This is a genomic window from Sphaerisporangium fuscum (assembly GCF_018531465.1).
In the GTDB taxonomy this organism is placed as follows: Bacteria; Actinomycetota; Actinomycetes; order Streptosporangiales; family Streptosporangiaceae; genus Sphaerisporangium; species Sphaerisporangium fuscum.
Genome location: NZ_JAHDTF010000003.1, coordinates 350,259 through 375,183, shown reverse-complemented (window position 1 = coordinate 375,183; position 24,925 = coordinate 350,259). Strand labels below are relative to the sequence as shown.

General features: G+C 70.5%; 10 protein-coding genes. 2 read left to right on the top strand and 8 right to left on the bottom strand.

Annotated elements, in window-relative coordinates:
• Positions 1 to 20: 20 nt before the first annotated feature.
• The 4 genes from KIK05_RS04475 to KIK05_RS04460 form a co-directional block, all read right to left on the bottom strand.
• On the bottom strand, positions 21 to 1,439 hold the full coding sequence (locus KIK05_RS04475) for a PI-PLC domain-containing protein (protein ID WP_214409230.1): 1,419 nt from the start codon (positions 1,437 to 1,439) through the stop codon (positions 21 to 23).
• 10 nt (positions 1,440 to 1,449) lie between these two features.
• A complete protein-coding gene (locus KIK05_RS04470) occupies positions 1,450 to 1,785 on the bottom strand; it encodes an enoyl-CoA hydratase-related protein (RefSeq protein ID WP_214409229.1) in 336 nt (111 codons plus the stop codon).
• A gap of 101 nt (positions 1,786 to 1,886) precedes the next feature.
• Complete coding sequence (locus tag KIK05_RS04465) at positions 1,887 to 2,585, bottom strand: response regulator (RefSeq protein WP_214409228.1); 699 nt, start codon at positions 2,583 to 2,585, stop codon at positions 1,887 to 1,889.
• A complete protein-coding gene (locus KIK05_RS04460) occupies positions 2,582 to 3,835 on the bottom strand; it encodes a sensor histidine kinase (protein ID WP_250562196.1) in 1,254 nt (417 codons plus the stop codon). The genes KIK05_RS04465 and KIK05_RS04460 overlap by 4 nt, the downstream gene beginning before the upstream one ends.
• Before the next feature lie 277 nt (positions 3,836 to 4,112).
• Here KIK05_RS04460 and KIK05_RS04455 point away from each other — a divergent pair, with 277 nt between their 5' ends.
• Positions 4,113 to 4,526 carry a DUF6223 family protein gene (locus tag KIK05_RS04455; RefSeq protein ID WP_250562195.1) on the top strand — a complete coding sequence of 138 codons (414 nt, stop codon included), beginning with the start codon at positions 4,113 to 4,115 and terminating at the stop codon, positions 4,524 to 4,526.
• 106 nt (positions 4,527 to 4,632) lie between these two features.
• On the opposite strand, the gene KIK05_RS04450 is transcribed toward KIK05_RS04455, so the two are convergent.
• From KIK05_RS04450 to KIK05_RS04435, 4 genes are all read right to left on the bottom strand, one after another.
• Positions 4,633 to 5,166 carry a hypothetical protein gene (locus KIK05_RS04450; RefSeq protein ID WP_214409227.1) on the bottom strand — a complete coding sequence of 178 codons (534 nt, stop codon included), beginning with the start codon at positions 5,164 to 5,166 and terminating at the stop codon, positions 4,633 to 4,635.
• Positions 5,163 to 11,288, bottom strand: coding sequence for an RHS repeat domain-containing protein (locus tag KIK05_RS48710; protein WP_214409226.1), 6,126 nt, complete (start codon positions 11,286 to 11,288; stop codon positions 5,163 to 5,165). The genes KIK05_RS04450 and KIK05_RS48710 overlap by 4 nt, the downstream gene beginning before the upstream one ends.
• A gap of 59 nt (positions 11,289 to 11,347) precedes the next feature.
• A complete protein-coding gene (locus KIK05_RS04440) occupies positions 11,348 to 15,547 on the bottom strand; it encodes a LamG domain-containing protein (RefSeq protein WP_214409225.1) in 4,200 nt (1,399 codons plus the stop codon).
• Between the two features lie 200 nt (positions 15,548 to 15,747).
• Complete coding sequence (locus KIK05_RS04435) at positions 15,748 to 21,624, bottom strand: RHS repeat domain-containing protein (RefSeq protein ID WP_214409224.1); 5,877 nt, start codon at positions 21,622 to 21,624, stop codon at positions 15,748 to 15,750.
• Between the two features lie 359 nt (positions 21,625 to 21,983).
• On the opposite strand from KIK05_RS04435, the gene KIK05_RS04430 reads away from it, so the two are divergent.
• Positions 21,984 to 24,809, top strand: a complete 2,826-nt coding sequence (locus tag KIK05_RS04430) for an AfsR/SARP family transcriptional regulator (protein WP_214409223.1) — start codon at positions 21,984 to 21,986, stop codon at positions 24,807 to 24,809.
• Positions 24,810 to 24,925: the final 116 nt, after the last annotated feature.

Here is a 24,925-nt window from a genome sequence, read left to right as displayed (position 1 = left end):
GCCCGAAGGGATCGCCGGCGTCACTGGACGGCGCCGGACCGGGTGAGGAGGTTCTCGTACCAGGCGTCGTAGGGGTGGTTGGTCGCGGGATAGCCGACCGGCGGAGACGTCGCCAGGTCCGCCGAGTCGAAGTCCCAGCCGCGCACCAGCCGCCCTGACCGCCGGGCCGCGGTGATGAAGGCGGACTCGGTCGCCGGCGCGGCGTAGAAGAGGGCCCCCTGCTGGAGCTCGGCGCTGTCGCCCTTCTGGAACTCGTCGAAGGCCACCTGCCGGTAGCGGATACGGTCCCCGGCGAACCGGTCGGTGTCCACGCGCAGGGTCTGTGCGGGGGTGGGGCCGTCCGCTCCGGTCCACACGCGCACGCTCGACGCGCCGCGGGCCGAGGTGGACTTGTCGAAACGGGCGTCGGAGGTCCTGGCGTTCCCGCTCCACGAGACCGTCGACGTCCCGGTGTTCAGGACGCCGTTCCACTGCCAGTTCTGACTGTTGCTCTGGCTGCGGTGGATCTCGCGCACCTGGGTGCCGGCCGGGTTCGTGAACGCGACCGTCGGCAGGACGCCGTTGTCGTACTGGCGGCTGGGGGACCAGCTGATCTCGCCGTCCGCGCCGAGATGCCCGGTGTGGTACCACAGCGTGGTCGCGTTCTCGGACTGGTGGACCTCGACCAGGTCGCCGTCGTCGTTGAGCGCGACCGCGGGCGTCCGGCCGGTGTCGTACTTCCCGTGGCGCAGCCAGGTCACACGACCGTCGTGGTAGGTGCCCGTCCAGTACCACAGGGTGCCGGAGCCGGAGTCGTGCACCTCGACGATCTGCCCTGCGGCGTTGAGCGCGACCGCCGGGGAGTTGCCGAGGTCGCGTTTGTACTCCGCGCGGCTCTTGGCGTTCCCGGAGAGCAGGGGCAGGACGCGGCCGCGCAGCGTGTCCACCGCCGGCGGGGTCGCCGGGTAGTCCTCGGCCGCCAGCAGCCGGGGCCCGAAGACGGAGACGAGCTCCTGGTTGAGCGCGCCCAGGTTGCCCGCGGCGAACGACGGGTTGTCGGTCAGGTCGTCCTTGAGGTCGAACATGACGACGAGCGGAGCGGCGGCCGGATGGCCCTCGGACCACGTGTCGATCACGTCGAGCCAGTCGCGCAGCAGGTTCGAAGCCGGGTTGCCGGAGTGGTCGACCTGATCACCTGGCGCGTCGTGGCCGATCGCGTAGTCGTGCGCGGTCGCGTACCCGTTGTCGTGGACGTCGAGCTCGATGAAGCGGACGCCGTGGTCGAGCTGGTAGGTGATGGAGTTCCTGGCGCCGTCGACGTTGCCGGAGTAGCTGTTGTGCGTGGCGCGGAAGACCGCCGACGGTAACGGCACCTCCGCGTCGGCCCGGGCGTTGCCGCCGACCAGCAGCACGGACGCGGCCACGGCGAGCACGGACGGCAGGGCCCTCGAGTGGGTCATCCTCGGATCCTCACGGTGGGGGGAAGTCTTCGCACCCGGGCGGAAGCGCCCGGGGAGTCACCGGTGACGCGCGGCACACGGGTCGCGGCCGCTCTCCTTGGAGAGGATCACATCCGAGCTCGTTCCGGCGGGCCGGATCGTTCACCGCCGTGAGATCGGCACCGGCGCAGAACGTCCCGCCGGCCCCCGCGAGCACCGCCACGCGCTGCCCCGGATCGGCCTCGAACTCCTCGAACGCCGCCCGCAGCTCGGCTGCCATCGGCCCGTCCACGGCGTTGCGCCGGTCGGGCCGATCCATCCAGATCGTGGTGGTCGTGCCCTCGACCTCGACCCGCACGTCAGCCATCGCCAACCTCCGCCGTCCCACAGCCGGGCCAACCGGCCCCAATCTATTACCGATCCGTCGTGGGCATCGGCGCCGAGCGCGGTACAGGGCATGATCGGGCCTTACATCGCAGGGTCGACCAGTCCTGTTCGGTAAGCGATGACGACCAGTTGCGCACGGTCGCGCGCACCCAGTTTCGCCATCGCGTGGCTGACGTGAGTGCGCGCAGTCGCCGGGCTGAGAGACAACTCGACACCGATCTCGTGGTTGCTCAGTCCCTGTCCCACAAGGGCCAGCACTTCGCGCTCGCGCTCGGTCAGCACCGCGAGCCGGTCCTCCCCGGCCCGGGCGGCTTTGCGTTGCGCGGTGAACCGGCCGATGAGGCGCCGGGTGATCCGCGGCGCGAGCAGCGCCTCTCCGGCGGCGACCACCCGGACGGCATGCAGGAGCTCGGCCGGCCCGGCGTCTTTGAGCAGGAAGCCGCTGGCACCGGCCTGCAAGGCGTCGAAGACGTACTCGTCGGTGTCGTAGGTGGTGAGAATGATGACTCGGACCTGCTCCAGCCCCCGCGTCCCGGCGATCTGGGCGGCGGCTTGAATCCCGTCGAGCTTCGGCATCCGGATGTCCATGAGGACGACGTCGGGACGGGTGGCGCGGGCCCGCTCGACGGCTTCGGCGCCGTCGGTGGCCTCCCCCACTACGGTGATGTCCTCCTCGAGGTCGAGCAGGACCTTGAACCCGGATCGCACGAGACGCTCGTCATCGGCGAGCAGCACCTTGATCGGAGCGTTGGTCGACGGTGAGGCGGCCGACGCGTTCATAGGCGCGACCCGGCCGGCGCGAGGGGCAGCCGTGCCCTGACTTCGAACCCGCCGTCCGGAATCGGCCCGGCGTCGAGTTCTCCGCCCAGCAGCTGACAGCGCTCGCGCATGCCGGCGATCCCGCGGCCGGGCTTGGCCGAGCTGCCCGTGCTGCTCGGTCGCCGTCCCGCCAGACGCGGATCTGCGCAGTCACGACCTGGGGCGGCACGGCGGCCCTCATCGGTCACGCGGATCTCCAAGGCCTCGATCCCGGGGTTCAGCGCCACCGTCACCCGTGTCGGACCGACGTGGCGGACCACGTTGGTGATCGATTCCTGAACGATTCGGTAGGCGGCGCTTCCCACCGCGCTGGGCAACGGCGCCGCGGGCGAAGTCTCCTCGAGCTTGACATCGAGTCCCGCCTCGCGTGCCTTGGCGGCCAGTTCGTCGATCTGCTCCAGCCCGGGATACGGCACCCGCCCGTCGTCGTCACCGTCGTCGTCACGGAGTACCCCGAGGATGGCCCGCATCTCCCGCAGTGCGCGGGAACTGGTCTGCTCGATGGCGCGCAACGCCTCGCGCGCCAGCTCCGGCCGCTTGTCGAGCACGTGCGCGGTGACACCGGCCTGAACGTTGACGATCGCTATGGCGTGGGCGACGGTGTCGTGGACCTCGCGCGCGATCCGCAGCCGTTCAGCGTCGACACGCGCCCGCGCTTCCTCCTCGCGGGTCCGCTCAGCCAGCTCGGCACGCTTCTGAGCTTCGGCGGCGATGACCTGCCGGGCTCGGACGGACTCGCCGAGGGCAGCACTCATGATCGACGCGCCGATCCGGAAGAATACCCAGCCGATGGCGGCGCGTGGCTCGATGTCGGCCGCGGCGACCAGCCAGCCGATGGCGAGCACCGTGATGCCCACGCCGGCCGTCACGAGCGACCGGCGCCCGTTCCCGTAGGCGGCGAGGGTGTACAGGGCGGCGAAGAGCCCGAGCCAGCCGGGCCCGTCCGGGAAGTCAAGGGTGTAGTACACCAGGCTGGCGAGCGCGGCGGTGACGAACACCGGCACCGGCCACCGGCGGCGGACGACGACGACCGCACCACTCACGACCAGCAGGACGTATCCCAGGTATCCGAGGTCGGTGAGCGGCCGCTCCACCACCTCGCCGGCGTTGCGGACCATCGTGCCCTGAACCTGCATCACGGTGATGAAGAGCGCGAGCGACACGTCCTGCGCCGGCACCGGCAGGCGCGACCACACCAGGCGGTGTTCCATGCCGCGATCCTACGGTCGCCGCCGGCGAGAACACTCCGCCCGGACGCGCGACCGCCTACGACGGCGAGCGTACCGAGACATGAGTCGTCTACGCAGAACTACGTAGGCGCTGCCATCCGCTGTCGGATGCCGCTGCCGCCTCGACGGCGTGATGCTCGATTCCGTGAAACCCCTCCCAGGTGCTCGTGCTCGTGCTGGTCACCTGCACCTCGGCCGGCATGGGCGGCCCATCGCGCCGCACGCTGCCGACACCCGTCGTCCGACCGAAAGGATCCTCATGTCCGTCAGCCTGCCGGCCACCGCCGCAGCCGTCCTGCGCGGGATCTCGGGGCTCGCCACACCGGCGGCCGCGCACGTTCTGGTCCAGCCCGTCGGTGCTTACACCTTGACCTCCGGCCGCGTCTGGTCCTTGGTGGCCGCGCTGCTGGGGCTGGCCGGCGTCGTCCTCGGCGGGCTGGCCCTGGCCCGGTCCGCCGGTCGTATCGGCGCCGGCACCGGGAAAAAGGGAGCCATCGTGGCCCTGGCGGCGGGGCTGGCCGGCACGACCATCGGCGGGCTGGTCGTGGCCGCCGCCGAGGGTGGTCCCGGCACCGGCTACGGAATAGTCGGGGGCTATGTGGACCTGGTGGTCGGGCCGGCCGCCGTGGTCCTCGGCGGACTGGCCCTGGCCCGGTCCCGCCGCACCGCCTGACCCGGCGCCGGCGCCGGGCCGGTGCCTACGTCGATCAGGCGCCGTCTCCGGCTCGCGGGCGCGCACGAACGATGGCGCGCCCGCGCGCCGTGACGTCAGGTCGCGCTCACGGCGACAGGATCGCCGGTAGCGCCCAGGTGAGCAGGGGCCACGAGCACACCAGCCAGACCACGTGCCGCAGCACGGGGATCTCACGGGTGACCTCGGCGTCACCGGACTTGTCGGCCTGCTCTTTGCGGTAGTCGAGGATGGCCGCCGAGACCCGCCTGGAGGTACGGTCGCCGGTCAGCGCGCCCAGGAGGGAACCGGAGAAGGCGAAGCACCCGATCTCGCCCGCGCCGCGCGTTCTTATCTCCATCCCCCCGACCGGCTCCACGTCGAGGACCCGCCGCCAGGGGATGCGGTAGGTGAACAGAAGGTTGTCCACCACCAGCTCGTCCCGGCGTGGACTCACCGAGGGGAAGAAGGTTCCCGCGGCCGCCACCCAGCAGCTCAGCGTGACGAATGTCCCGAAGAACAGCCGGCTGGGCAGCGTGGGAAAGGACGCGGTCGTCACGCCGCGGCCGTACATCGACAGCAGGAACAGCCCTCCCACGACCCCGGCCGTCACGGTCCAGCGGTTTCGGTACCGTGTCGTCATTTCTTTTTCGCCCAAGGCTCCCACCCGATTCCGTTGGACGCCATCCACTGCCCGTAGTTGACCGAGGCCGTGCTACCTGTGGCGTGCCAGTTGATGGGTCCGTTGTTCTGATAATAGGGCCGCGATGCCTGGCTCTTCCGTGTCACGACCTTTCCGTTCGAGTAGATGGGACGTTTGCTCCCGCGGGTGAGGACAGGATCCCGGGCGATCGCGGACTCGCTCCAGAACGCACTTCTCGAACCGGCGACGACGCGGCCCAGCGTTCCGCCTGCAACGAGCCAGACGGCAGCCCACGCGTGATGCCCCCAGTTCACATCCCCCTTGTTCCGGATGGCGTCGTCGAGGACGCCGCCGGCCCAGATCGCCGCACCGACCCCCAGGCACGCCCCTGCCGATGCCACGACGCACACCCCTAAGCCGACGGCTCCCGCGTACGTCTGCCAGTTGTCCCTGAGATGCTTGCCCACACTGCACAGCCAGTTGCAACCGTCCTTCTTCGCCGGTTGAGCCTTCTTCGCCGGCTGTTTCCCGGGCTTGGACGGCGCGGGGCCGTCGTGGTCGCACTGCCGGGGGTTCTCGCACTTCCTGACCTTGGGCTTGGGGGTGACGTGGTCGCACTGGCGCGGGTTCTCGCACCTCACCTTGGGCTTGGGCGTCTTGGGCTTGGGGGTGACGTGGTCGCACTGGCGCGGGTTCTCACACCTCGCCCTGGGCTTCGGCTTGGCCTTGGTCTTGGGCTTGCTCGTCTTGGCCTTGGGAGTGACGTGGTCGCACTGGCGCGGGTTCTCGCACTTCTTGGCCTTCATGCCGTCCGGGTCGGACATGGTGACGGGGTTGTCGAGGCCGTAGGCGTATCCGTTCATCGTCTGCGGGTCGTCGACGTCGATGATCGGGTCCACCGACACGAACCGGCCCGTGTCCGGGTCGTACTCTCTCGCTCCCAGGTGGGTGAGGCCGGTGGGATCCTTCGTGCCGCCGACGAAGCCTCTGCTCCCGGGCCAGTCCGAGGGGTCCGCGTCGCGCGTGCCGCCGAACGGCAGGCTTCGCCGTACCGTCGCTTTCAGCGTGGCGGCGTCGACGGCCGCCTGCTGGGTGCCCTGATGGTCGGAGACCAGCCAGGACAGGGACGTGCCGCCGGCCTTCGCCGTGCGCACCGCGACCACGGACCCGTTGTGCGCGTAGTAGCGGGTGCCGCTGACGGTCCCGTTCTTCAGCTCGAGCTCGGTGTCGCCGAGGTACAGGGTCGTGCTCGACGTGCCGTGCCGGATCAGCCGGTCGCCGTCCGCGTCGTACACGTACGACTCGGTTTCGGCGCCCTTGGTCACGCTCGCCAGGTGGCCTTCGGCGTCCCACGCCAGGGCCTGGTCGACGCCCTTGACCTTCCGGCTCACGGTGTTGCCGTCGCTGTCGTAGCCGTAGGTGTCGGTCGCCGTCCCGTCCGGCCCGCTGCCGACCAGGGACCGCAGCGTGTGCGGTTGCGGGGACCCCGGTTCCGGATAGGTGTAGGTCCTGGTCAGGTCACCCGCTGAAGCGTGCCGTACCTCCTTCGTCCGGTTGCCCGTCTCGTCGTACTGGTAGCTGTGCCAGTAAGGCTCCGGGCCGCCGAGCGAGGCGAGGGACGGGGAGCCGGCGCACTGGTCGGTGGCCGTCCAGGCCTCGGTCAGCCGCTGCAGGTAGTCGTAGGTGAAGCACTGCACGTCGGACGAGGTGTCGTCGGCGACCTTCAGCACGTTGCCCGCGGGGTCGTACACGAGGTTCACGTCCGAGATCGCCGCCGGCTCGAGGTCGCGCTCGGCCAGGATGCGGTTGAGCCGCGAGGTCGCCTCGTCGTACTCGAACTGCTGGAGGACGCCGTGCCCCGTCGGTCCGAGATACGTGCTCGCCAGCTCGCCGACGTCGGAGTATCCGGTCTCGGACACGTACGCGCCGAGCGCGGAGCCGAGCCCGGCGGCGAGCCCGGTGACGGGGTCGTAATCCCGCTGCAGGGTCTCGGCGGGCAGGCCTCCCCCGGCGGGCAGCTTCTGCTTCACGATCTGGTCGGCCGCGTTGTACTCGAAGGTCGTGTCGTAGGTCCCCTGGAGGCCGCCCTCGGCCGCCGGGATCGTCACGCGGGTTCCGGTGGGACGGCCGGCGGCGTCGAAGCCGAGCGTCTCGGTCCGGTAGACGTTCCCGCCCGCGTACCGGGTGGTCGAGGTGAGGGCGCCCTTGCTGAGGGTGTCGTAGACGCGCTCGGTCAGCTTCGGCCCGGTGGCGGAACCCTCGCGGGTCGCCGTCAGCCTGCCGAGCGCGTCGTAGTCGTTGAAGATGCTCTTGCCACGCGAGTCGGTCGTGGAGACCACGCGGTCCAGCTCGTCGAACGTCGATGTGCTGACACCGGTGTCCGGATCCTCCTCCCGCACCTTGCGGCCGCGCAGGTCGTAGGCGTAGCGCCAGACGTTGCCCGCAGGGTCGGTGACGGACTCGAGCGCGCCGGCCTTGTCGTAGGTGTACTTCGTCGCGTCGTAGGCTCCGCTCGGGGTGCCGCCGTGATACTGCCGCCGCTCGATCGTGCGGCCGTCCGCATCGGTGATCACCATCTCCGGCGTGTCGCCGTCGGGCGGGTCCACGGCCGTCCAGTCACCACCGTACGTCGTGGTGGTCCGCCATTTCTCCGTCCCGTGCGACTTGAGGATCTCCGCCGTCTCCCGGCCCGCCGCGTCGTACTCGTACACCGTCTGCGAGGGAACGGCATCGTCCTGGGCCACCCAGAGGCTCGCCGACGGGGGCGAGGATTCCTCGTAGTACCCCGCGTTGGACTTGGCCTGCCGCCCCTGGGAGTCGTAGAAGGTGTCGGAGACGATCCTGCCGCCCGCCGGCGACAGCGCCTGCGTCTGCCGCTCCCGCAGGAAGCCGTCCATCAGGGAGTACGAGGTGACGTACGAGGACCCGTCGCCGAGCAGGGACTTGGTCTTTACGGCCGTCGGCCCGGTGTTCCTGACGGTGTAGGTGTACTCGGTGTTCGGCGCGGCCGGGTTGGCCGTCCTGGACCGGCCCGGCAGCCAGGCTCCGGTCAGCCGGCCGAGCGCGTCGTAGGACAGCTCCGTGACCTTGGCGTTGGCGTCCTCCGTCTTGGCCGGGAGGCCGCGCAGCGGGTCGAAGGTCGTGGTCGCGGTGTGCCCGAGGGCGTTGGTGGCGGTCTGCGACGTGAGCGGGCCGCCGGTCGCCGGCGTGTACGACATCGTCTCCTTGTGGTCGTAGGCGTCGTACTCCTCGGTCACACGGCCGTGCTGGTCGAAGACGGCGCTGCCGGACTTGGCGTACTCCGGCTTGTCCCCGTCGAAGGAGGCCATCTCCTCGGCCTTTGTCACGTCGCCCCGCGCCGGAGCCGCCCCCCAGGACGTGGAGCCGTCGTAGTAGTAGCGCTTCCCCGAGAGGAGGTCGCCCGGATAGCTCGGCGTGGTCCCGCACGGCGCCGAGACCTCGACGACCTGCGACCGGGTGTCCATGATCCAACGGCTCTCGTTGCGCGCGTAGGTGATCGTCGTGCAGGTGTCGTCCGCCGTGGTCGACGTGTCACCGAGGTCGTACACCTGGTCGACCATGCCGAGGGAGTCGAAGTGCCTGCGGTTCTCGGTGACCCGGACCCGGCCGCCGGCGAGGGCGGTGTACGTGGTCTCGGTCTTCTCCTCGGTCAGCCAGGCCTGGAGCTCGGGTCCCCCGTCCGGTCTTGCCCGGTGCGCCGTCATCCCGATCAGTTGGGGCTCGGAGACGGTCCGCTCGCTCCAGGCGCCGTTCGGTCCGTTGTACTCGGTCGTCTCCCTGACGAAGCCCTTGAGGACCTGGGTGTCGGGACGGGTGCCGCCCTGCGAGTCGTACACCCGCGCGGTCCTGGTGCCGCCGCCGGCCTTGAGGTCACCGTCCATCCCTCGGTAGAACACCTGCTCGGACACGTCCTGCGGCCCCTTGGCCGGGTCGCCGGACCGGATCCTGACCTTGGCGAACCCGCGCCACTGACCCCAGGTCTTGTACTTGTCGGGAACCAGTTCCGAGTCGTCCCGGCGCCACGCGGCCCCCTGGATGTCCTGGTCGCCGAAGTACTCGTACTGCGTGATCTCCCTGCTGTTGCCGCCGACCAGGTCCTCCTCGACGACCTGGGTGACGACGGGCTTCTGCCACCAGTCCAGTTCGGGGGCGGGCGCGCCTTCAGGGGTCCAGAAGGCGGGGAAGCACTTCTTGGTGTTGGCGTCCGGAGCGGGCGCGGTCATCCCGGCCTGGCACTCCAGGGAGTAGGTGACGCCGACGCGCCCGCCGGTCTCGTTGTAGATGAAGGAGAGGCGCCGTTTCTTCATCGCGACGCGGTCGTCGCTGTCGCCGGCGACCCGGTTGGCGATCGTGGTCCCGTCGAAGCGGACCGGCGGGAGGGAGAGTGTGCCGCCGGTGTGACCGGAGTGGACGATCGAGTCGAGCCACAGCGCGGCCCCGCTGCCGTCGCCCGCGGCGGGGAACGAGTGGGTGAAGGTCCAGGAGTCGACGTCCCGGTAGCCCCCGTCCGAGTAGACCTGTGTGGTGATCTTCGCGAGGCGCTTGGCGCTCCAGAACGTCGGTGAGGTGATCGCGCAGCTGGAGGCGTCACAGCTCTGGTCCCAGGGCGTGTCCGGCCAGTCCTGGGGGCTCGCCTGGGTGCACGCCGATCCGGGGATGCACCGGCCGGCCGTCGTGAAGACCACCCTGCCAGGCGCGGTCGTCGAGTACACCTGCTGGTCCCGCTGGCCGTACTCGATGCGGTCCACCTCGCCGCCGCGCGCGTACGGCGTGACCGCCGTGCCGCCTCGCGCGTAGTGGTTGACGTCCTTGTTGTAGTAGATCGACATGACGTCGCCGTGGGGGTCGACGACATAGTCGAGTGACCAGCGGTACGCCTGCTGGCACCAGCCCGCCGCGTTGCACGGCTCTCCCGCGTTGTTGCCGTACACCGGGACGGTCCAGGTGGAGTTGGTCTCGGGCTTGCCGGACGTCCATCCGGGCAGCCGGTTGAGCCCGAAGAAGTACTGCGTGCCGTCGGGCGAGGTCAGCCGCCAGTGCTCGCCCTTGTCCTTGCCCGCGTCGCCGTCGTCGCCGTTGACCGCGCCGGTCAGCAGGTCGACGCGCCAGCCGTCGTCCTCCTCGACCCGCCACTTGGTGGTGTCGGTGGCGTCGCGCACGAGTTCGCCCGCCACGCCGGGCAGGACGACGTGCGCGTTCCAGGTCGACCAGCACTCGTCGCCAGGGGTCGCGGCGGCACCGTCGTCCTTGCACGACTTGTACGACCGTTCGATGTATCCGGCCTGGTAGTCGAACCCTTCGCCGAGCCAGCTCGGCTGGTTGTTGGTCGCCGAGACACGCCCGTCGACGGAGCTCGAGGAGTAGGAGAGATCGATGTCGGGTCCGATGCCGGGCAGGTCGGGGGAATCGATCGGATAGCTCCAGGTGAAGTCGCCCGACTGCGTCCCGACCTGCCAAGTCGCCGAGGGGGACAGCGATGTCGGCTTGTAGCTCCCGGCCGAGCCACCGGAGGCCGCCGTGACCGCGAACAGGCCGCCCGCGGGCAGCGTCGCCGACAGTTTGCCCGCCTTGAGATGGTTACTGCTCTTCGTGGCCGTGGGCTTCGCGCATGCGGCGACGGTGGGCGTGGTGAGCGCGCATTCGGGGAGCCGTACGACGGTTAATCGGCTGGCCCAGTCACCGCCGTAGGCGTTCCTGAAACCGGAGTAGTCGATCTCCACCGGCACGTCCGCCCCGGCGGCGGCCCCGTTGAGCCGGGAGGCGCCACCCACGCGGAAGAGCACGCCGCGTACGCCCGCCCGTGCTGTGGTCGCGCGGTCGAGCACGCTCACCTGCGGACCGGTCCCGGCAAGGGCGCGTACGGCGCCCTTGCCCGTTCCCGGCCATGTGACGGCCGGGCTGGTGCGCATCTCGACGGCCCGCTCCGGGTCGGGAGGCAGCGCTCTGGGCGGCGCCGCCTTCCCGGGAACGGGCCGCTCGTCGCTGTCGAGCCGCGTCAGGTGCGGCTTGTCCGGCGTCGCGGACGCCGCGCTCGTCATCTGCGGCAGGGGGATCACGAAGGACGCCGCCAGTGTTGCCGCGAACCACTTGAGCCGGTTCACTACCACCTCCAGTTCGTAGAGAGGACGCGGTGCTGAGGAGGAGAAGAGCCAGGAAACGATCAGCGTGTGTCGAAGGCGAAGATCTGTCCCCTGGAGGTCGGGTCGCAGGTCGCGAAGGTCGTGTCGGCACCGCTCGCGGTGGAGTCTCCGGCGATGGCGAGGCACCGGCCCAAGTCGCTGAAAACGATCTGGAAGCCGCGCAGGGGGCTGATCACGGGTTTGAGCAGGAGCGTGGTGTCGATGGTGTCGGCGCAGGAGCCGTCCGCCGGACGTGTCGTGCTCCAGTAGGGGTCGAGGCCCATGCAGCCTGGGCCGTAAAGCGGGTGGAGGGTGGTGACGCGGTGAGCCGAGCCGGTCGTCTCGAGGGTCTGCGCGGGTGTGACCGCGTCACAGGAGCCCTGGTAGAGGAAGCCGCTCGGCCCGCCCTGCTCGGTCAGGCACAGCCCTGAGCCCACGGACCTGATCTTGATCGAGCCCGGGGCGGGAGGATCCGGCATGCCGTACATCTCGCGCACCTGCGCGGCCGAGGCGGCGAACTGGCCCACCCGTACGTCGTCGACCGCACCGGCCCAATTGTCGCCCCACCAACCGTCCCGCTGACCGCGGCCGATGGCGAACGAGCCGGTGGCCGTCCAGGTGCGATAGAGCGTCGCGCTGCCCTGGAGCACACCGTCGACGTAAAGCTGCAACATGCCGGTCTCGGCCTTGAGGACACCCGCGAGGTGGGTCCACCGCCCGGTGAGGGCGAGGCTCCTGGAGGTGACCCGGACCGTCGGGGCGCCCGAGGAGTCCGACTTCGGGGCGTCGATCTCCCAGCGGTCGAGGTCCGCGTCGTATCCGAGCCTGAAGCCGCTGTTGACCTGGCCGTCCTGGCTGAGCGCGACCGCGCGCGCCTTCGGCGTCCTCGCGTCGCGCCGGACCCACGCGGCGACCGTGAAGTCCGTGTCGGTGCGGATCAGCGGGCCGTTCGCGTTCGCGCCCCTGGTGGCCGAGCCGTTGAACGCGAGCGAACTGCCGAGCACGCCGCCCGTCCAGGCGACGTCGTCCGCCACCTGAAGCGTGTTGCCGTTGCCGCTCGCGTCGGCGGTGGTCGTCCCCGCGCCCTCGTCGAGCCGGAAGATCCCGCCCGGCGTGGTGGGCGAGGCGTTCATGATCTGCTGGATCTCCCCGGCGCTCAGCACCCGGTCCACGACGTGTACGTCGTCGAGGTCGCCCGGCCAGAATGTCGTCCGCATGCCGGAGCCGCGCCCGGCCCCGGCCACGAACGAGCCGCCGCTCGCCCCCGCGGACGGCTGGGCGGCGGATCCGGCGAGCCGGCCGTCGACGTACAGCCGGACCTGCCCCATGCCCGCGTCGTACACCCCGGCCAGGTGGGTCCAGACACCGGCTACCGGCAAGGAGTTCGAGTAGGCCCCGTCCCGGTGGTCCGCGTCGCCCGCCACGGCGAAGTTCCACCGGCCCCAGTTCTTCTTGTAGCCGAGGCTGAAGGCGCTGCCGTCGTCGTCGCCGTCCTGGCTGACGGCCGCGGCGTAGTCGCGAAGGCTTGCCAGGCGGACCCAGGTGGCGACGCTGAAGCTCCTGTCCGTCCGCAGCACCGGGCCCGCCGCGTAGGCGTATCCGCCGGCGCCGTCGAGGTGCAGCGCGCCGCCGTGCCTGCCGGTCGTCCAGGACGTGCCGGACGGGGAGGTCACCATCGTGTGCCCGTCGCCGGTCTCGTCGGCCAGTACGCTCCCGGCGCCCTCGTCCAGCTTCCACTCGCCGCTCGGCAGGTAGCTCGGCCCTGCCATCAGCAGGCGCAGTTCGGTGGGGGAAACGACCCTGCCGAACACGCGGACGTCGTCCATTTCGCCCGGCAGGAACCAGGCGAACCCATCCGATCGGGTCATCTTCCCCAGGCGCAGCGGACCGTCCGCGCTGAACGACCCGGTGTACGGCGCCGTCCCCGCGAGCCGGCCGTTCACATGGACCCGGAGCTCGTGCCGCTCGGCGTCGTACACTCCCGCGACGTGCGTCCACGCTCCGGCCTGCGCGGTCGTGTTCGCGAGCGCGCACGACTCGCCGTCCGGCGGCCGGACGCAGAGCGACCAGCGTTGCGAGAGCCAGTTGTAGGCGAGCGCGAGGCCGCTCGCCCCCGGGCCGTCCTGGGTCAGGATCGGCCAGTCGCTGTTCCGGTTGTCGAGCTTGACCCAGCCCATCACGGTGAAGCTCTTGGTCGTGTCGACGACGGGATGCCCGGTCGTCCCCTCGCCGGTCGTGCCGTCGAGGCGCATGCCCCCGTCGCCGCGTCCCGCGCTCCAGGTCGCGCCGCCCAGGAAGGTGACCGGGTGCAGGTTGCCCGCGCTGTCCGTGGCGGTGCCGCCCGAGCCGTCGTTCAGCTGCCACCAGGCGATCGGGCCGCTGACCCGCTGGAGGGTGAAGGAGTAGGTGCGGATCGGACCGGAGTTCCCCGCCCTGTCGATGCCCTGGGCGGAGACGTAGTTGCTCCCGCTCCTGGTGGAGGTCAGGGTGACGGCTGCCTTCCCGCCCGGCGTGTCGGCCGTGACCAGCGTGGCCGGGTAGGTGTTCAGCCCGTACTTGAAGGCGACGACGTCGGCGGAGCCGCCCGCGGTGAAGGTGAAGGTCGCCGGCTGGTACTGCCACCCGTTGCGGCTGCCGGCGGGTAACTCGGCCGAGGAGATGACCGGGGAGGTCGCGGGCGGCTGGGTGTCGACGGTGAACTGGCACCAGGGCGACCAGGCGGTGGTCGCGTCGCCGTCGTCGGCCCGCGCGTGCCAGCGGTACCGGCCGCCGTTCGTCAGGACGCCGTCGGGGATCACCACCGTGTGGCCGACATCGGGCGTGCCGTACTCCGTGGACACCGATCCGAGCGGCGTGCCGTCCTCGGCCTGCCATTCGTACGTCGCCCTGACGCGCTGCTCGGCGTCGTACAGTGTCACGTTCAACTCGGGAGTGGTGGTCCGGACGTGAACGCCGGTCCAGTCCTGCGCGCACCGCATGCCGCCGCTCGTCTCGACGGGCTTCGGCACCTCGGGGGCCGTGTTGTACTCCACCGCGAAGATCAGGTCGCGGAGCCGGAACTCCTTGCCGCCGGTGTGCGTCGCCTCGGCCCCGCGCAGGCCGATGGTGACGGTCTCGGAACCGGCCGCCAGTTCCTCGGTGAGGAAGGAGGTCAGATCGAAGCCCACCATGTCGGGCTGGCACTTGACCGGGTCTCCGCCGTGGGAGTCGCTCTTCGAGCCGATCTTCCGCAGCCAGGAGGGCTGGTTCTGCCAGGTCGTCTCGACACTGATCGGACCGGTGCGCCACAGCTGCCACTCGGCGGGCGTGCAGTCGTACGCCCGCTCGACGAACGCCTGGAACTTGGCCGTCTTGATGATCTTACCGATCAAGGGGGCGGTGAACAGCTGGAAGAACGACCGGTAGAAAGGGGCGAAGACGCCGTTGACCGTTTCATCGGGACTGGCTCCCGAACGGGCGTTGAACCCCGAGTCCACCCAGGACGCGGACGGGTACGCCTCGCTGACCAGTACCCAGTGCTGCTCCAGCACCTCGAAGGACGGGTCGATGTAGAGCGGGAAGACGGCGGTACGGTCCGTGAGCAGCCCGGCGTCGGGAATCAGGTCGATCCCGCCGCCCGTGACCTCGACCCCGATGGGCCTGCGCCTCCCCTCGCCCACCGCGCCGCCCTGCCTGGTCGAATCCCACATCCAGGGCCCGGCGCTCGACACCAGCGTGCGGCCCCGCGCGTCGAGGGCCGACAGGCCGCCGTTCTTGCCCACGCGCATCTTCAAGCCGTCCGCCGACACCCCGAACCGCAGCCGCCGGAGCCGCGGATCCCGGGCGGCCTCGGCGTTCTTGACCACCAGCACCTCCGAGAACCCCGCCTCGGTGACCTCGGCGACCAGATCCACACCGGGCAGGACGTCGCGGTACGTGGCCTTCGGCCCGTCGAGGTCCGGAGAGGGCAGCGGCGCCGGCCAATTGAAGGAGAGCGTGCGACCGTGCCGCCTGATCGTGGCGAGCGGACCTTCACCGCCCCCGGAGAGGGAGACGTCGGCGGCGACGGCGACCGGTTCCATCCGGCCGTCGGCGCGCCGCCGCAGCGTGGTGTCGATCGCCGCCCAGCCGTCTCCCCGCCTGGCCCGCACCGGAAACGGGTGGATCTCGGCGGTGAGGTCACCGTCCGGATCGGCGAACACCTCGGTCGTCTCCGACCCCGCGGCCTGTACCTGCACGCGGCGGCCGAGCCGCCGTGCCATGCGGATTCCGTCCGCTTCGGTCTCCGCGAAGGCCGGCCCCCGCACAGGCCCCGCTGGGTTCGGCGTCGTCCCAGCCGGTACGGCGGCCTCGTTTCCCGGGGGGATCGGTGGTTCCGGCGAGGTCCCGGCCGAGGCGACGGGTCCGGCGGCCGTGAGCAGTGCGGTCACCGCCACGGCCGCCACGGCGGCCCGGATCCGGATCACCGGCGGCCGTCCAGGCCGTGCGTGCGAGCCTCGGCCGTCGACGGCGGACCGAGGTACACCTCCAGGCTCGCCGTCTTCTCGGTGCTCGCGCCCGGGTCGCGGAGCGGGGAGGCGAACGGGACACCGGGGACCGGTTGGTAGGCGGCGGCCGGAGCTCCGCCGCTCGGGCGCGGCGCGGTCAGGAACGGCGGCGCCTCACCGTTGTTCGGAGGCGGGAGGCAGTCGCTCCAGTTCCCACAGCTCGGCCCCGGCGGATCCATGACGTCGTCGACGTCCCCGTAGCTCGCCGGCTGCGGGTACGCCTCGTCGTCGTCCGGCCCGTCCCAGCCCGACTCGTAAGTGGCGTAGGTGAACTCCCCGTCCCAGATCGTGATCGGCTCATAGGCCGATCGCGTCTGAGGGCCCGCCAGATAGTTCAGGACCCTGTTCAGGAGAACCGTGAGGACGGAGTTGGGCCAGGGTGAGCCGCCCCCGGGTTTCCTGTTGGGTTTCGGCATGTACTCGTGGTAGGTCTTTTGGGTTTGTACCTTCTGCGGCTTCTGTCGGGACGTGGGGTTCGACGGCTTCGCCTTCACCACCTTGGGCGCCTTCTTCGCCTTCATCCCGTCTGCGTCGGCAAGGGTGACCGGGCTGTTGCCGGCGTACGCGAAGCCGTTCACCTGCTGCGGCTCGGCGTGGTCGGCGATGGCGTCGACCGAGGCGAACTGCCCGGTGGCCGGGTCGTAGGCGCGGGCGCCGAGCTGCGTCAGTCCTGTCTCGTCCTGGACGCCGCCGACGAAACCGCGATCACCGGGCCAGCTCGCCGGGGCCGACCCGCGCGGTTCGCCGAAGGGCAGGTACCTGCGCCTGCTGACCGCCAGAGTCCGCCCGTCGACCGCGGCGATCGCCGTGCCGTTGAGGTCGGAGACCAGCCAGGACAGCGATCCGCCACCCGGCCGCACCGCGATCACCTGGTCGCCGTGCCGGTAGTAACGGGTCGCTGTCACGGTTCCGCCGCTGACCGTGACCTCGGTGTCGCCCGCGTACAGGGTGGTCGTGGAGCCTTCCCGCCGGATCAGCCGGCCGCCGTCCGCGTCGTACAGGTAGGAGACGGTCTTCGCTCCCTCCGCGACCGAGGCGAGCAGGCCCTCGCTGTCCCAGGTCAGGGTCTGTGCGGAGGCCCCGGCCGTCCGGTTGGTGAGGTTGCCGGCCGCGTCGTAGGTGAAATCGTCGGTTCGGTCGAGGCCGGGGCCCTGCCTGTGCACGGACGTGACCCCGTGCGGCCGGGGTGTTCCCGCCGCCGGATACGTGGAGGTCGCGGTGATGTCACCGGCGCCCGCGTGCCGGGTCTCCCTGAGGCGGTCGCCCGTGGCGTCGTAGCCGAAGCTCTGCCAGTACGGCGACGGGCCGCCGAGTGCGCCTGTGGCCGGGTCCGCGGCGCAGTCACCGTTCGCCGGCGTCCAGGCCTCCACCAGGCGCCGCAGGTAGTCGTTGCGCAGGCATTGCACGTCAGACTGGTCCGCAAGCTTGGTGACGTTACCCGCAGGATCGTAGGTGTATGACAGGTCCGCCACATCGCCCTGGTCGTCCGAGGTGCTGCTCCCGATAGTGCGGCGGGTCGCCTCGTCATACGAGATCATTTGTGAGACACCACGTCCGGGTTCGCCGAGGGCCCGGCTCGACAGCTCCCCGAGTTCGGTGTAGTCCGCGGCGACATACGCGGTCCGGTCGCTGGTGAGGGAGGACGGCAGGCCCTGCTCGTTGTAGCCGTAGGTCAGTTTCTCGGCGGGCAGTCCGCCGACGGCGGGGAGCGTCCTGGTCGCGGGCTGGTCGTCCTCGGTGTAGGTGAGCGACGTGGTGAGGGTGGTGAACCCGAAGCCGTCGCCGCCCGGGACCGTCACCATCTGCCCGGTGGGGCGGTCACGGCCGTCGTATCCGGTCACCCCGACGGTGTACGCGCCGCCCGTACCGGTGTACCGCGTCGACGAGGTCGGCAGCCCCTTGGACAGGGTGTCGTACGTCCACTCGGCGAGCTTGGTGCTCCCCTCGTACGCGGCGGTCTTCCTGTTCAGCGCGTCGTAGACGTACGTGATCGTCAGGCCTCTGGCGTCCGTGCGCGAGGTGACGTTCCCGTTCGCGTCGTAGCCGGTCGTGGTGACACCCCGGTCGGGCTGCTCGGCACGGGTCAGGTGGCCACGCGGGTCGTAGCCGTACCGCCAGACGTTGCCCGCGGGATCGGTGACCTTCGCGAGCCGCCCCGCCTTGCTGTACTGGTAGGTCGTGGCGTCGTAGGCACCCGACGGTGACTCTCCGTGGAACTGCCGCAGCTCGGTGACGCGCCCGCGCGCGTCGGTGAAGGTCTGCGTCGCGGTCCCGCCGGCCGGCGGGTCGACCTTCCTCCAGTTCCCGCCATAGGACGTGGTGGTCCGCCACAGCTCCGCTCCCCTGGAACGAAGGCTCTCCGTCACCTGCCGTCCCGCCCGGTCGTACTGGTAGACGGTCTGCGACGGCACGTCGGACGCCACCAGGCCGAGCACGGTGCCCGCGGACGTGTCCGGGTCGTAGTAGGGCGCGTTCCGCTTGGCCAGGTTGCCGTGCGAGTCGTACCAGGTGTCGGTCAGGACGCGGCCCGGCGCCCCCGAGGCCGGAGTGGACTGCGTCTGGCGCACCCGGCCGAAGCCGTCGTAGAGCGTGTACGCCGTGCTGACGACGCCGTCGTCGGCGAGCCTCCTGGTCGCGATCGAGGACGCCGCGTCCTGCCGGACGGTGTAGGTGAACTGCCGGTTCGGCGTGGCCGTCGTGGCCCGGCCGGGCAGCCAGACCTTCTCCAGCCGGCCGAGCCCGTCGTAGCGAAGCTCGGTGCGCCTGTCGTCGGACGTCGTCGCGAGGTCGTTGGCATCGATCCGCGCGGCCGGCAGGCCCCAGGCGGGCTGCAGCTCCTCCTGGTAGGCCTGGCCGAGCGGGTCGACCGTCGTCACCTTCGTCACGGGCCCGCCGGTCGCGGGGGTGTAGGTGGTCGTCGTCTTCGCGTCCCTCGCGTCGTACTCCTCCACCACCCGGCCGTGCGCGTCGTACGACGCCCGCGAGACGGGTGTGTAGACCGGGCCCGAGGACCAGTCGGACAGTTCCTCCCGCCTGGTCGCGTCCCCCTTCGTGGGGGCGGCTCCAAGGGTCGCCGAGCCGTCGTAGAAGTACCGCGTGTCGGAGATCGCGTCCGCCGGGAAGGAGGGCGTCGCGTCGCAGGCCGCCCCGTACTTCTCGACCCGGGAAATCGTCGAGAGAATCCAGGCGTCGGTGTTCCTGGCGTAGGACACTTTCGTGCACTCGTCGTCGGCCGCCGTCGAGACGTCACCGAGGTCGTTCGTCTGCCGGTGGAATCCGTAGTCGTCGTAGTCGATCTGCTGATCGGTATCGCGGTATCCCCCCTCGGCCAGCGCGGTGCGGGTCCGCACGCGCTTCACCCCGGTGAGGTAGGCCGCGAGCGTTCCAGACGACCGGGCGCGCTGCGCTGTCGGAGCGGACGACTCCCAGGGGTCGTTGAGCGACATCGAGACGAGGGCGCCGCCGTCCCCCTCGTAGGTGGCCGTCTCCCGGCTGAACCCGCGCCTGACCGGGAGGTCGGGCGTGCTGACGCCTCTGGAGTCGACGACCTCGGCGTGCTTGTGCGTGTTGTCGGCGTTGAGGTCGCCGTCCATGCCCTGAAGGAAGAGGTGCTCGGTCAGCGTCTGCGGCACGCCGAGGGCCGCGCTGCCCGTACGCACCTTCACGCGCAGGAAACCGCGCCACTGCCCCCAGCTCTTACGCGCGTCCGGCACCATCTCGAGATCGTCGTGTGCCCACGCGCCGCCGATGTACTGGTACGAAGTGACCTTCGGCGTGTTGAGGCCGGCCAGATCCCGCTCGGTGACCTGGTTGACGACGTACTTGTGGAAGAAGTCGAGTTTCGGAGCGGGGGCGCCCTCGGGGACCCAGTATTCCGGGAAGCAGCGCTTGGTGTTGCTGTCGGGGGCCGGCAGCGCGGTCGTCGTGCACTCGTTCGGCGCGTAGGTGACCTCGACGACACCGCCGAGCTCGTTGTAGATCTTCGTCACACGGCGCTTCTTCAAGGCCAGCTGGTCGACCGGGTCGGAGACGACGCGGTTCGGGAAGCTGTCGCCGTCGAAGCGGACGGCCGGAAGCGATGACGTTCCGCCGCCGACGTGGCCCGAGTGGGCGATCGAGTTCAGCCACAGCATCGGGCTTCCGGCGTCGCCGGTGCGCGGGTACTGGTGGTTCAGGGTCCAGGAGTCGACGTCACGGAACATCGTGCCGTCCCTGACCTGCGTCGTGATCTTGGCGAGGCGCTGGGACGTCCAGAAGGTCGGCGACGCGACCGGGCAGGAGGCCGCGCCGCACGCCTGGTCCCATGGCGTGTCCGGCCAGTCCTGCGGCGTCTGCTGCGTACAGGCGGACCCGTCGAGGCAGCGGCCGGCCGGGGTGAAGACGACGCGGGCGGCCGGCGCCGTCGAGAAGACCTGGCCGTCTCGCTGGCCGTAGTCGATGTGGCCGAGATGGCCGGCGCGCGCGTAGGCGACCGGCGTGCCGCCGTTCTTCGCGTAGTAGTTGGCCTCCTGCTCGTAGAAGTAGGAGGTCACGTCGCCGTGCGGGGTCACGACGTAGTCGAGGTACCAGCGGTAGGCCTGTGAGCAGGAGGATGTGGCGAACGTGGCCGAACTGCACGGCTCGCCGGAGTTGTTGCCGAACACCGGCACCGTCAGCACCGATTTCGTCTCCGGGTTGCCCGCCGCCCAGCCGGGAAGGCGGTTACGCCCGAAAAAGTACTGGGTGCCGTCCGGGCCGGTCAGCCGCCAGTACTCGCCGTTGTCGTCGCCGTTGCCGTTGGTCGTGCTGGTCAGCAGTTCCACGCGGTATCCGCTGTCCCGTTCGGCCTTCCAGACCGAGGTGCGCTCGTCGAGGACCAGCTCGCTCGTCAGGTCGGGCAGGATCGCCGTCACGCTCTGGGCGACCTTGCCGTTGTAGGAGCCCCAGCACAGGTCGCCGGAGGCCGCCTGCCCGTCCTCCTTGCACGGTTTGTACGACCGCTCGATGTAGCCACCCGCGTTGAGGTCGAACCCCTCGCCCGCCCAGCTCGGCTGGTTGTTCGTCGCCGCGGCGTGCCCGTCGATTCCTCCCGAGCTGTACGACAGCGCCAGGTCGGGCGCCCCGCCGGGTACGGGCGGGACGCGCATCGGATACGACCACTCGAAGTCGCCGGACTGCAGGCCGACCTGCCAGATCGCGGTGGGGGCGAGGGAGGTCGGGGCGTACGAGCCCATCGGGCCGCTCGCCGTGGACGTCAGCGCGTACAGGCCCTCGGCATCCGCGACGCGGGCGGTCAAGGTCTGCCGGGCCATGTCATTCGCGGCCGGCACGCGCGTGCGCTCACCGTTCTTCCCCAGGCGCATGACGGACAGGCGAGTCGCCCAGTCGCCTCCGTACGCGTGCGCGAATCCACCGTAATCGATGGTGATGCGGGCCGTTCTCTCTGCTTCATTCGCGTTCGCCGCTGATTTCGGGCCTGATTCGCTTGTCGCTGTCGTGTGAAACAAGACCCCGGACACATCGGCCTTGGCCGCCGCCGCCCGATCGAGCACCTCGACACGGACGTCGCCCTGGTCCACCCGGATCGTCGAGGCGGACGGCCACACCACCTTCGGTGTCTCGCGCAGCACGTCCTTGGCTTCGGCGTCAACGGGCACCGCCCGCCTGCCGGCGGCCTCGACCTTGACGGGTTCCGGCCGTGAGACGGCCGCCTGCCCTCTTTTCCCGGCGGCCAGTGATGTCCCGCCGCACGTCGACAACGGCAACATCAGGGCGATTCCCACCGAAAGCAGCCGTCCAATCCAACGCACCATGAGCACCTCCGGCAGCGCCGCCCGGCAATCATGTTCCGGACGCCGGCGAGACGAAATGTTTGTCAGAGCGACATCGGGCGCGGCGAGGGCATCAGCCCTCCCCGGCTTTCCGTGCACGAGTGAAATCACTGAATGGCGACGGCGACCAGTTGGGAACAAAAGGCGCCGGGTGGGCAATAGAGGCCTTCGGGTCCCGCTGAACGTAGCCGGAGCGGATACACCCGTGATCTAAAACGGATACACCAGGCCGGTCCCACCGGCCGGCCCCTGGCCGGCCACGTGAAACATGAACGTCAAAGGTTCTTCACCGGAGCCGAAACGGTTAATAAGCTGACCTTCTTCGATAGATGGGAGCGCGGATGCAGTTCCGTCTGCTTGGGCCGCTGGAGGTGACCGGGGCCGACGGAAGCGATGTGAAAATCGGCCGCCCGAAACTCCGCCTCCTCCTTGCTATTCTTTTGGCCAGAGCCAACACGCTGGTTTCGGTGGAGAGTCTGGTGGACGGCCTGTGGGGGCCCCGTCCACCGGAATCGGCCTTGTCGAATCTGCGGACGTACGTATGGTCGCTGCGTCGCCTGCTGGCGCCGGCCGATCCGGCGACTGCGCCGATCATGACCGACCCACACGGTTACACGATCGTCGTCCCGCCGGAGCGCCTGGACATGCTGGCGTTCGAGCGGCTGATCGCCGACAGTGCCGATGTGCGCTGCCGGGGCGACTCCGGGGCGGCGGCGAGCCGGCTGCAAGAGGCGCTGAGCCTGTGGCGGGGGGCGGTGCTGGAGAACGTGCCGCTCACGACCGATGCGCTCGTCTCCACCGCGCAGCGACTGGAAGAGCAACGGCTGACAGCGGTGGAGGAGCTTTTCGACGCCCGTCTTGCCCTGGGCCGGCACACCGAGGTCGTTGGGGAGTTGCAGAGCTGGGTCGTCCGGCGTCCCTTGCGCGAGCGGCTGTGGGGGCAGTTGATGCTCGCGTTGTACCGGGACGGTCGGCAGGCCGATGCGCTCGCCGCCTACCAGCGCCTGCGCGATCACCTGATCGACGAGATCGGTATCGAGCCGAGTGCTCCACTGCGGACTCTGCAGAGCCGGATCCTCCATTCGGATCCGGCACTGACCGCGTCCTTCGGGGTGGCCATCGCAGAGGCCCGGCTCGACGCCGCCATCAGGCCACGGCAGCTCCCCCCCGACGTCGCCACTTTCGTCGGCCGCGACGACGAGCTTGCCGCGCTGGGCGGTGTGCTGGCACCAGGCGACGTGGCCGGCACGGCTCCGGCGGTCGTCATCCACGGCCCGCCCGGTGCGGGCAAGTCGGCGCTGGCGGTGCGGGCGGTGAACCTCTGGTCCGCGTACCTACCGGACGGGCATCTGTATGTGAACCTGCGAGGTGCGACGTCCGGAGTGGAGCCGCTCGCCTCCGGCGAGGCCCTGGGGCGGTTCCTGCGCGCACTCGGCGTCGCAGCGGCGGACGTTCCCTCCGACGTCGACGAGGCGGCAGCGGTGTTCCGCAGCCTGGTGGCCGGCCGGCGCATGGCGATCCTGCTGGACAACGCCGCGGCCGCGGCGCAGGTGCGTCCGCTGTTACCGGGCACGGCCGGCACGCCCGTGCTCGTCACGAGCCGCGCCGGCCTGACCACGCTCAACGGTGCCACTCATCTTCGCCTGGGCCCGCTCGACCCGGACGCCGCGCGTGCGATGCTCGCGGCTCTGATCGGAGACGCCCGTGCGGCGGCCGATCCATCGGCCACCGGTCGCCTCGCCGAGTTGTGCGACCATCTGCCGCTTGGTCTCCACGTCGCCGCCTCCCGGCTCAAGACCAGGCCGAACTGGCCCGTCCGCTGCCTGGTGGACCGCCTCGACGACGAGCGGCACCGGCTCACCGAACTGGCCGCGGGCGACCTCGCCGTGCGCAGCAGCCTCGCTCTGAGCCACACGATCCTGCAACGCAGCGAGGATCCGGGCGACCGAGCGGCCGCGCGGGCGCTGCGCATGATCGGCCTGAGTCCCGTAACCGACATGGACGCCGACGTCGTCGCATCACTGGCCGGCACCTCGGCGACCGAAGCGGAGCGGATGATCGAGCGCCTGCTGGACGCCCACCTGGTCGAGCCGTCGGGGGCCGACCGCTACCAGATGCACGACCTGGTCCGGCTGTTCACCCACGAGCTGGCCGCCGAGACGATTCCTGCCCGCGAAGCCACCGTCGCGGTCACCCGGCTGCTCGGTCACTACCTCGCCACCACCCGCAGCGCGACCCACCTGGCCTATCCGAGCCGCACCCACTACCCCGTCCCGGACGTCCCCGCGGCCCGGCGCCCGTTCGCCGGCCCCGATGAAGCCCGCCGCTGGCTGGAGACGGAACGGGCGAACATCCTGGCCCTGATCCGGCAGTCATGGCACGGCCCGGACGAACACGCCCGCCTCGGTGTCGGGCTGACCCTGGCGCTGCACTGGTTCCTGGTGATGGAGGGCTACCCACACGACATGATCGAACTCAACGAACGGGCCGTCTCCCTGGCCAGGCGGCTGGGTGACCGGCGCTCGGAAGCGTACGCCAACGGCATCATCGGCCTCGCTCTTTCGCTGGCCGGCCGCCCCGATGAGGCCGAAACGCACCTCGCCGCCGAACTGCCCATCTGCCGCGAGCTCGGTGACCGGTTCGGCGAGCAGCGGGCGTTGGGCAACCTGGGGGTCGCCTACCTCCTGCAGAACCGCTCCGACGAGGCGATCGCGTGCCTGGAGCGGCAACGGGCGGTGGCCGGGCAGATCGGCGCCGCGGTCGGCGAGGTGTTCGCGTTGAGCGCCCTGGGCCAGGCGTACCATCAGCTCGGCCGGTACGACGAAGCCATCCGGTTCACCGAGAAGGCCTTGGCCTGGTACGACGAGGCCAACGACGACTACAACGGAAGCGCGACGCTGCAGCGGCTCGGGTTGATCTATATCGACCTCGGCCGCCTGAAGGATGCGGCGGACGTGCTTACCTGCAGCGTCGAACGCGCGCGCCGGATCCGGTACCGGAGAGGCGAGACGACGTCTCTCATAGCCCTGGCCCGGACATGGCGGCTGCTCGGCGCCACGGTCACAGCGGTGAACTGCGCCAAGGCCGCCGTGGCGATCGCCGACACGCTCGGTGTGACATACGTGAGGGCGAAGGCCGCCGCCGAATACGCGGCCGCGACGGCGTGAAGGTGATCGCCGGCCGGACGGCGGTGCTCGAGAGCCGTCACTCGCCGCTCCCGTCGTCGCGCTCGGGATCGGGAGGAGACGCTCGCCACCTGCGCCGGCCCTCACGCCGCCGCGAC

Excerpts from the sequence above, each read along its gene's own strand:
- KIK05_RS04440 (WP_214409225.1), bottom strand. The coding sequence starts at position 15,547 with ATGGCACGGCGGCTCGGCCGCCGCGTGCAGGTACAGGCCGCGGGGTCG.
- KIK05_RS04450 (WP_214409227.1), bottom strand. The coding sequence starts at position 5,166 with ATGACGACACGGTACCGAAACCGCTGGACCGTGACGGCCGGGGTCGTG.
- KIK05_RS04470 (WP_214409229.1), bottom strand. The coding sequence starts at position 1,785 with ATGGCTGACGTGCGGGTCGAGGTCGAGGGCACGACCACCACGATCTGG.
- KIK05_RS04465 (WP_214409228.1), bottom strand. The coding sequence starts at position 2,585 with ATGAACGCGTCGGCCGCCTCACCGTCGACCAACGCTCCGATCAAGGTG.
- KIK05_RS04455 (WP_250562195.1), top strand. The coding sequence starts at position 4,113 with ATGTCCGTCAGCCTGCCGGCCACCGCCGCAGCCGTCCTGCGCGGGATC.
- KIK05_RS04475 (WP_214409230.1), bottom strand. The coding sequence starts at position 1,439 with ATGACCCACTCGAGGGCCCTGCCGTCCGTGCTCGCCGTGGCCGCGTCC.
- KIK05_RS04460 (WP_250562196.1), bottom strand. The coding sequence starts at position 3,835 with ATGGAACACCGCCTGGTGTGGTCGCGCCTGCCGGTGCCGGCGCAGGAC.
- KIK05_RS04430 (WP_214409223.1), top strand. The coding sequence starts at position 21,984 with ATGCAGTTCCGTCTGCTTGGGCCGCTGGAGGTGACCGGGGCCGACGGA.
- KIK05_RS04435 (WP_214409224.1), bottom strand. The coding sequence starts at position 21,624 with ATGGTGCGTTGGATTGGACGGCTGCTTTCGGTGGGAATCGCCCTGATG.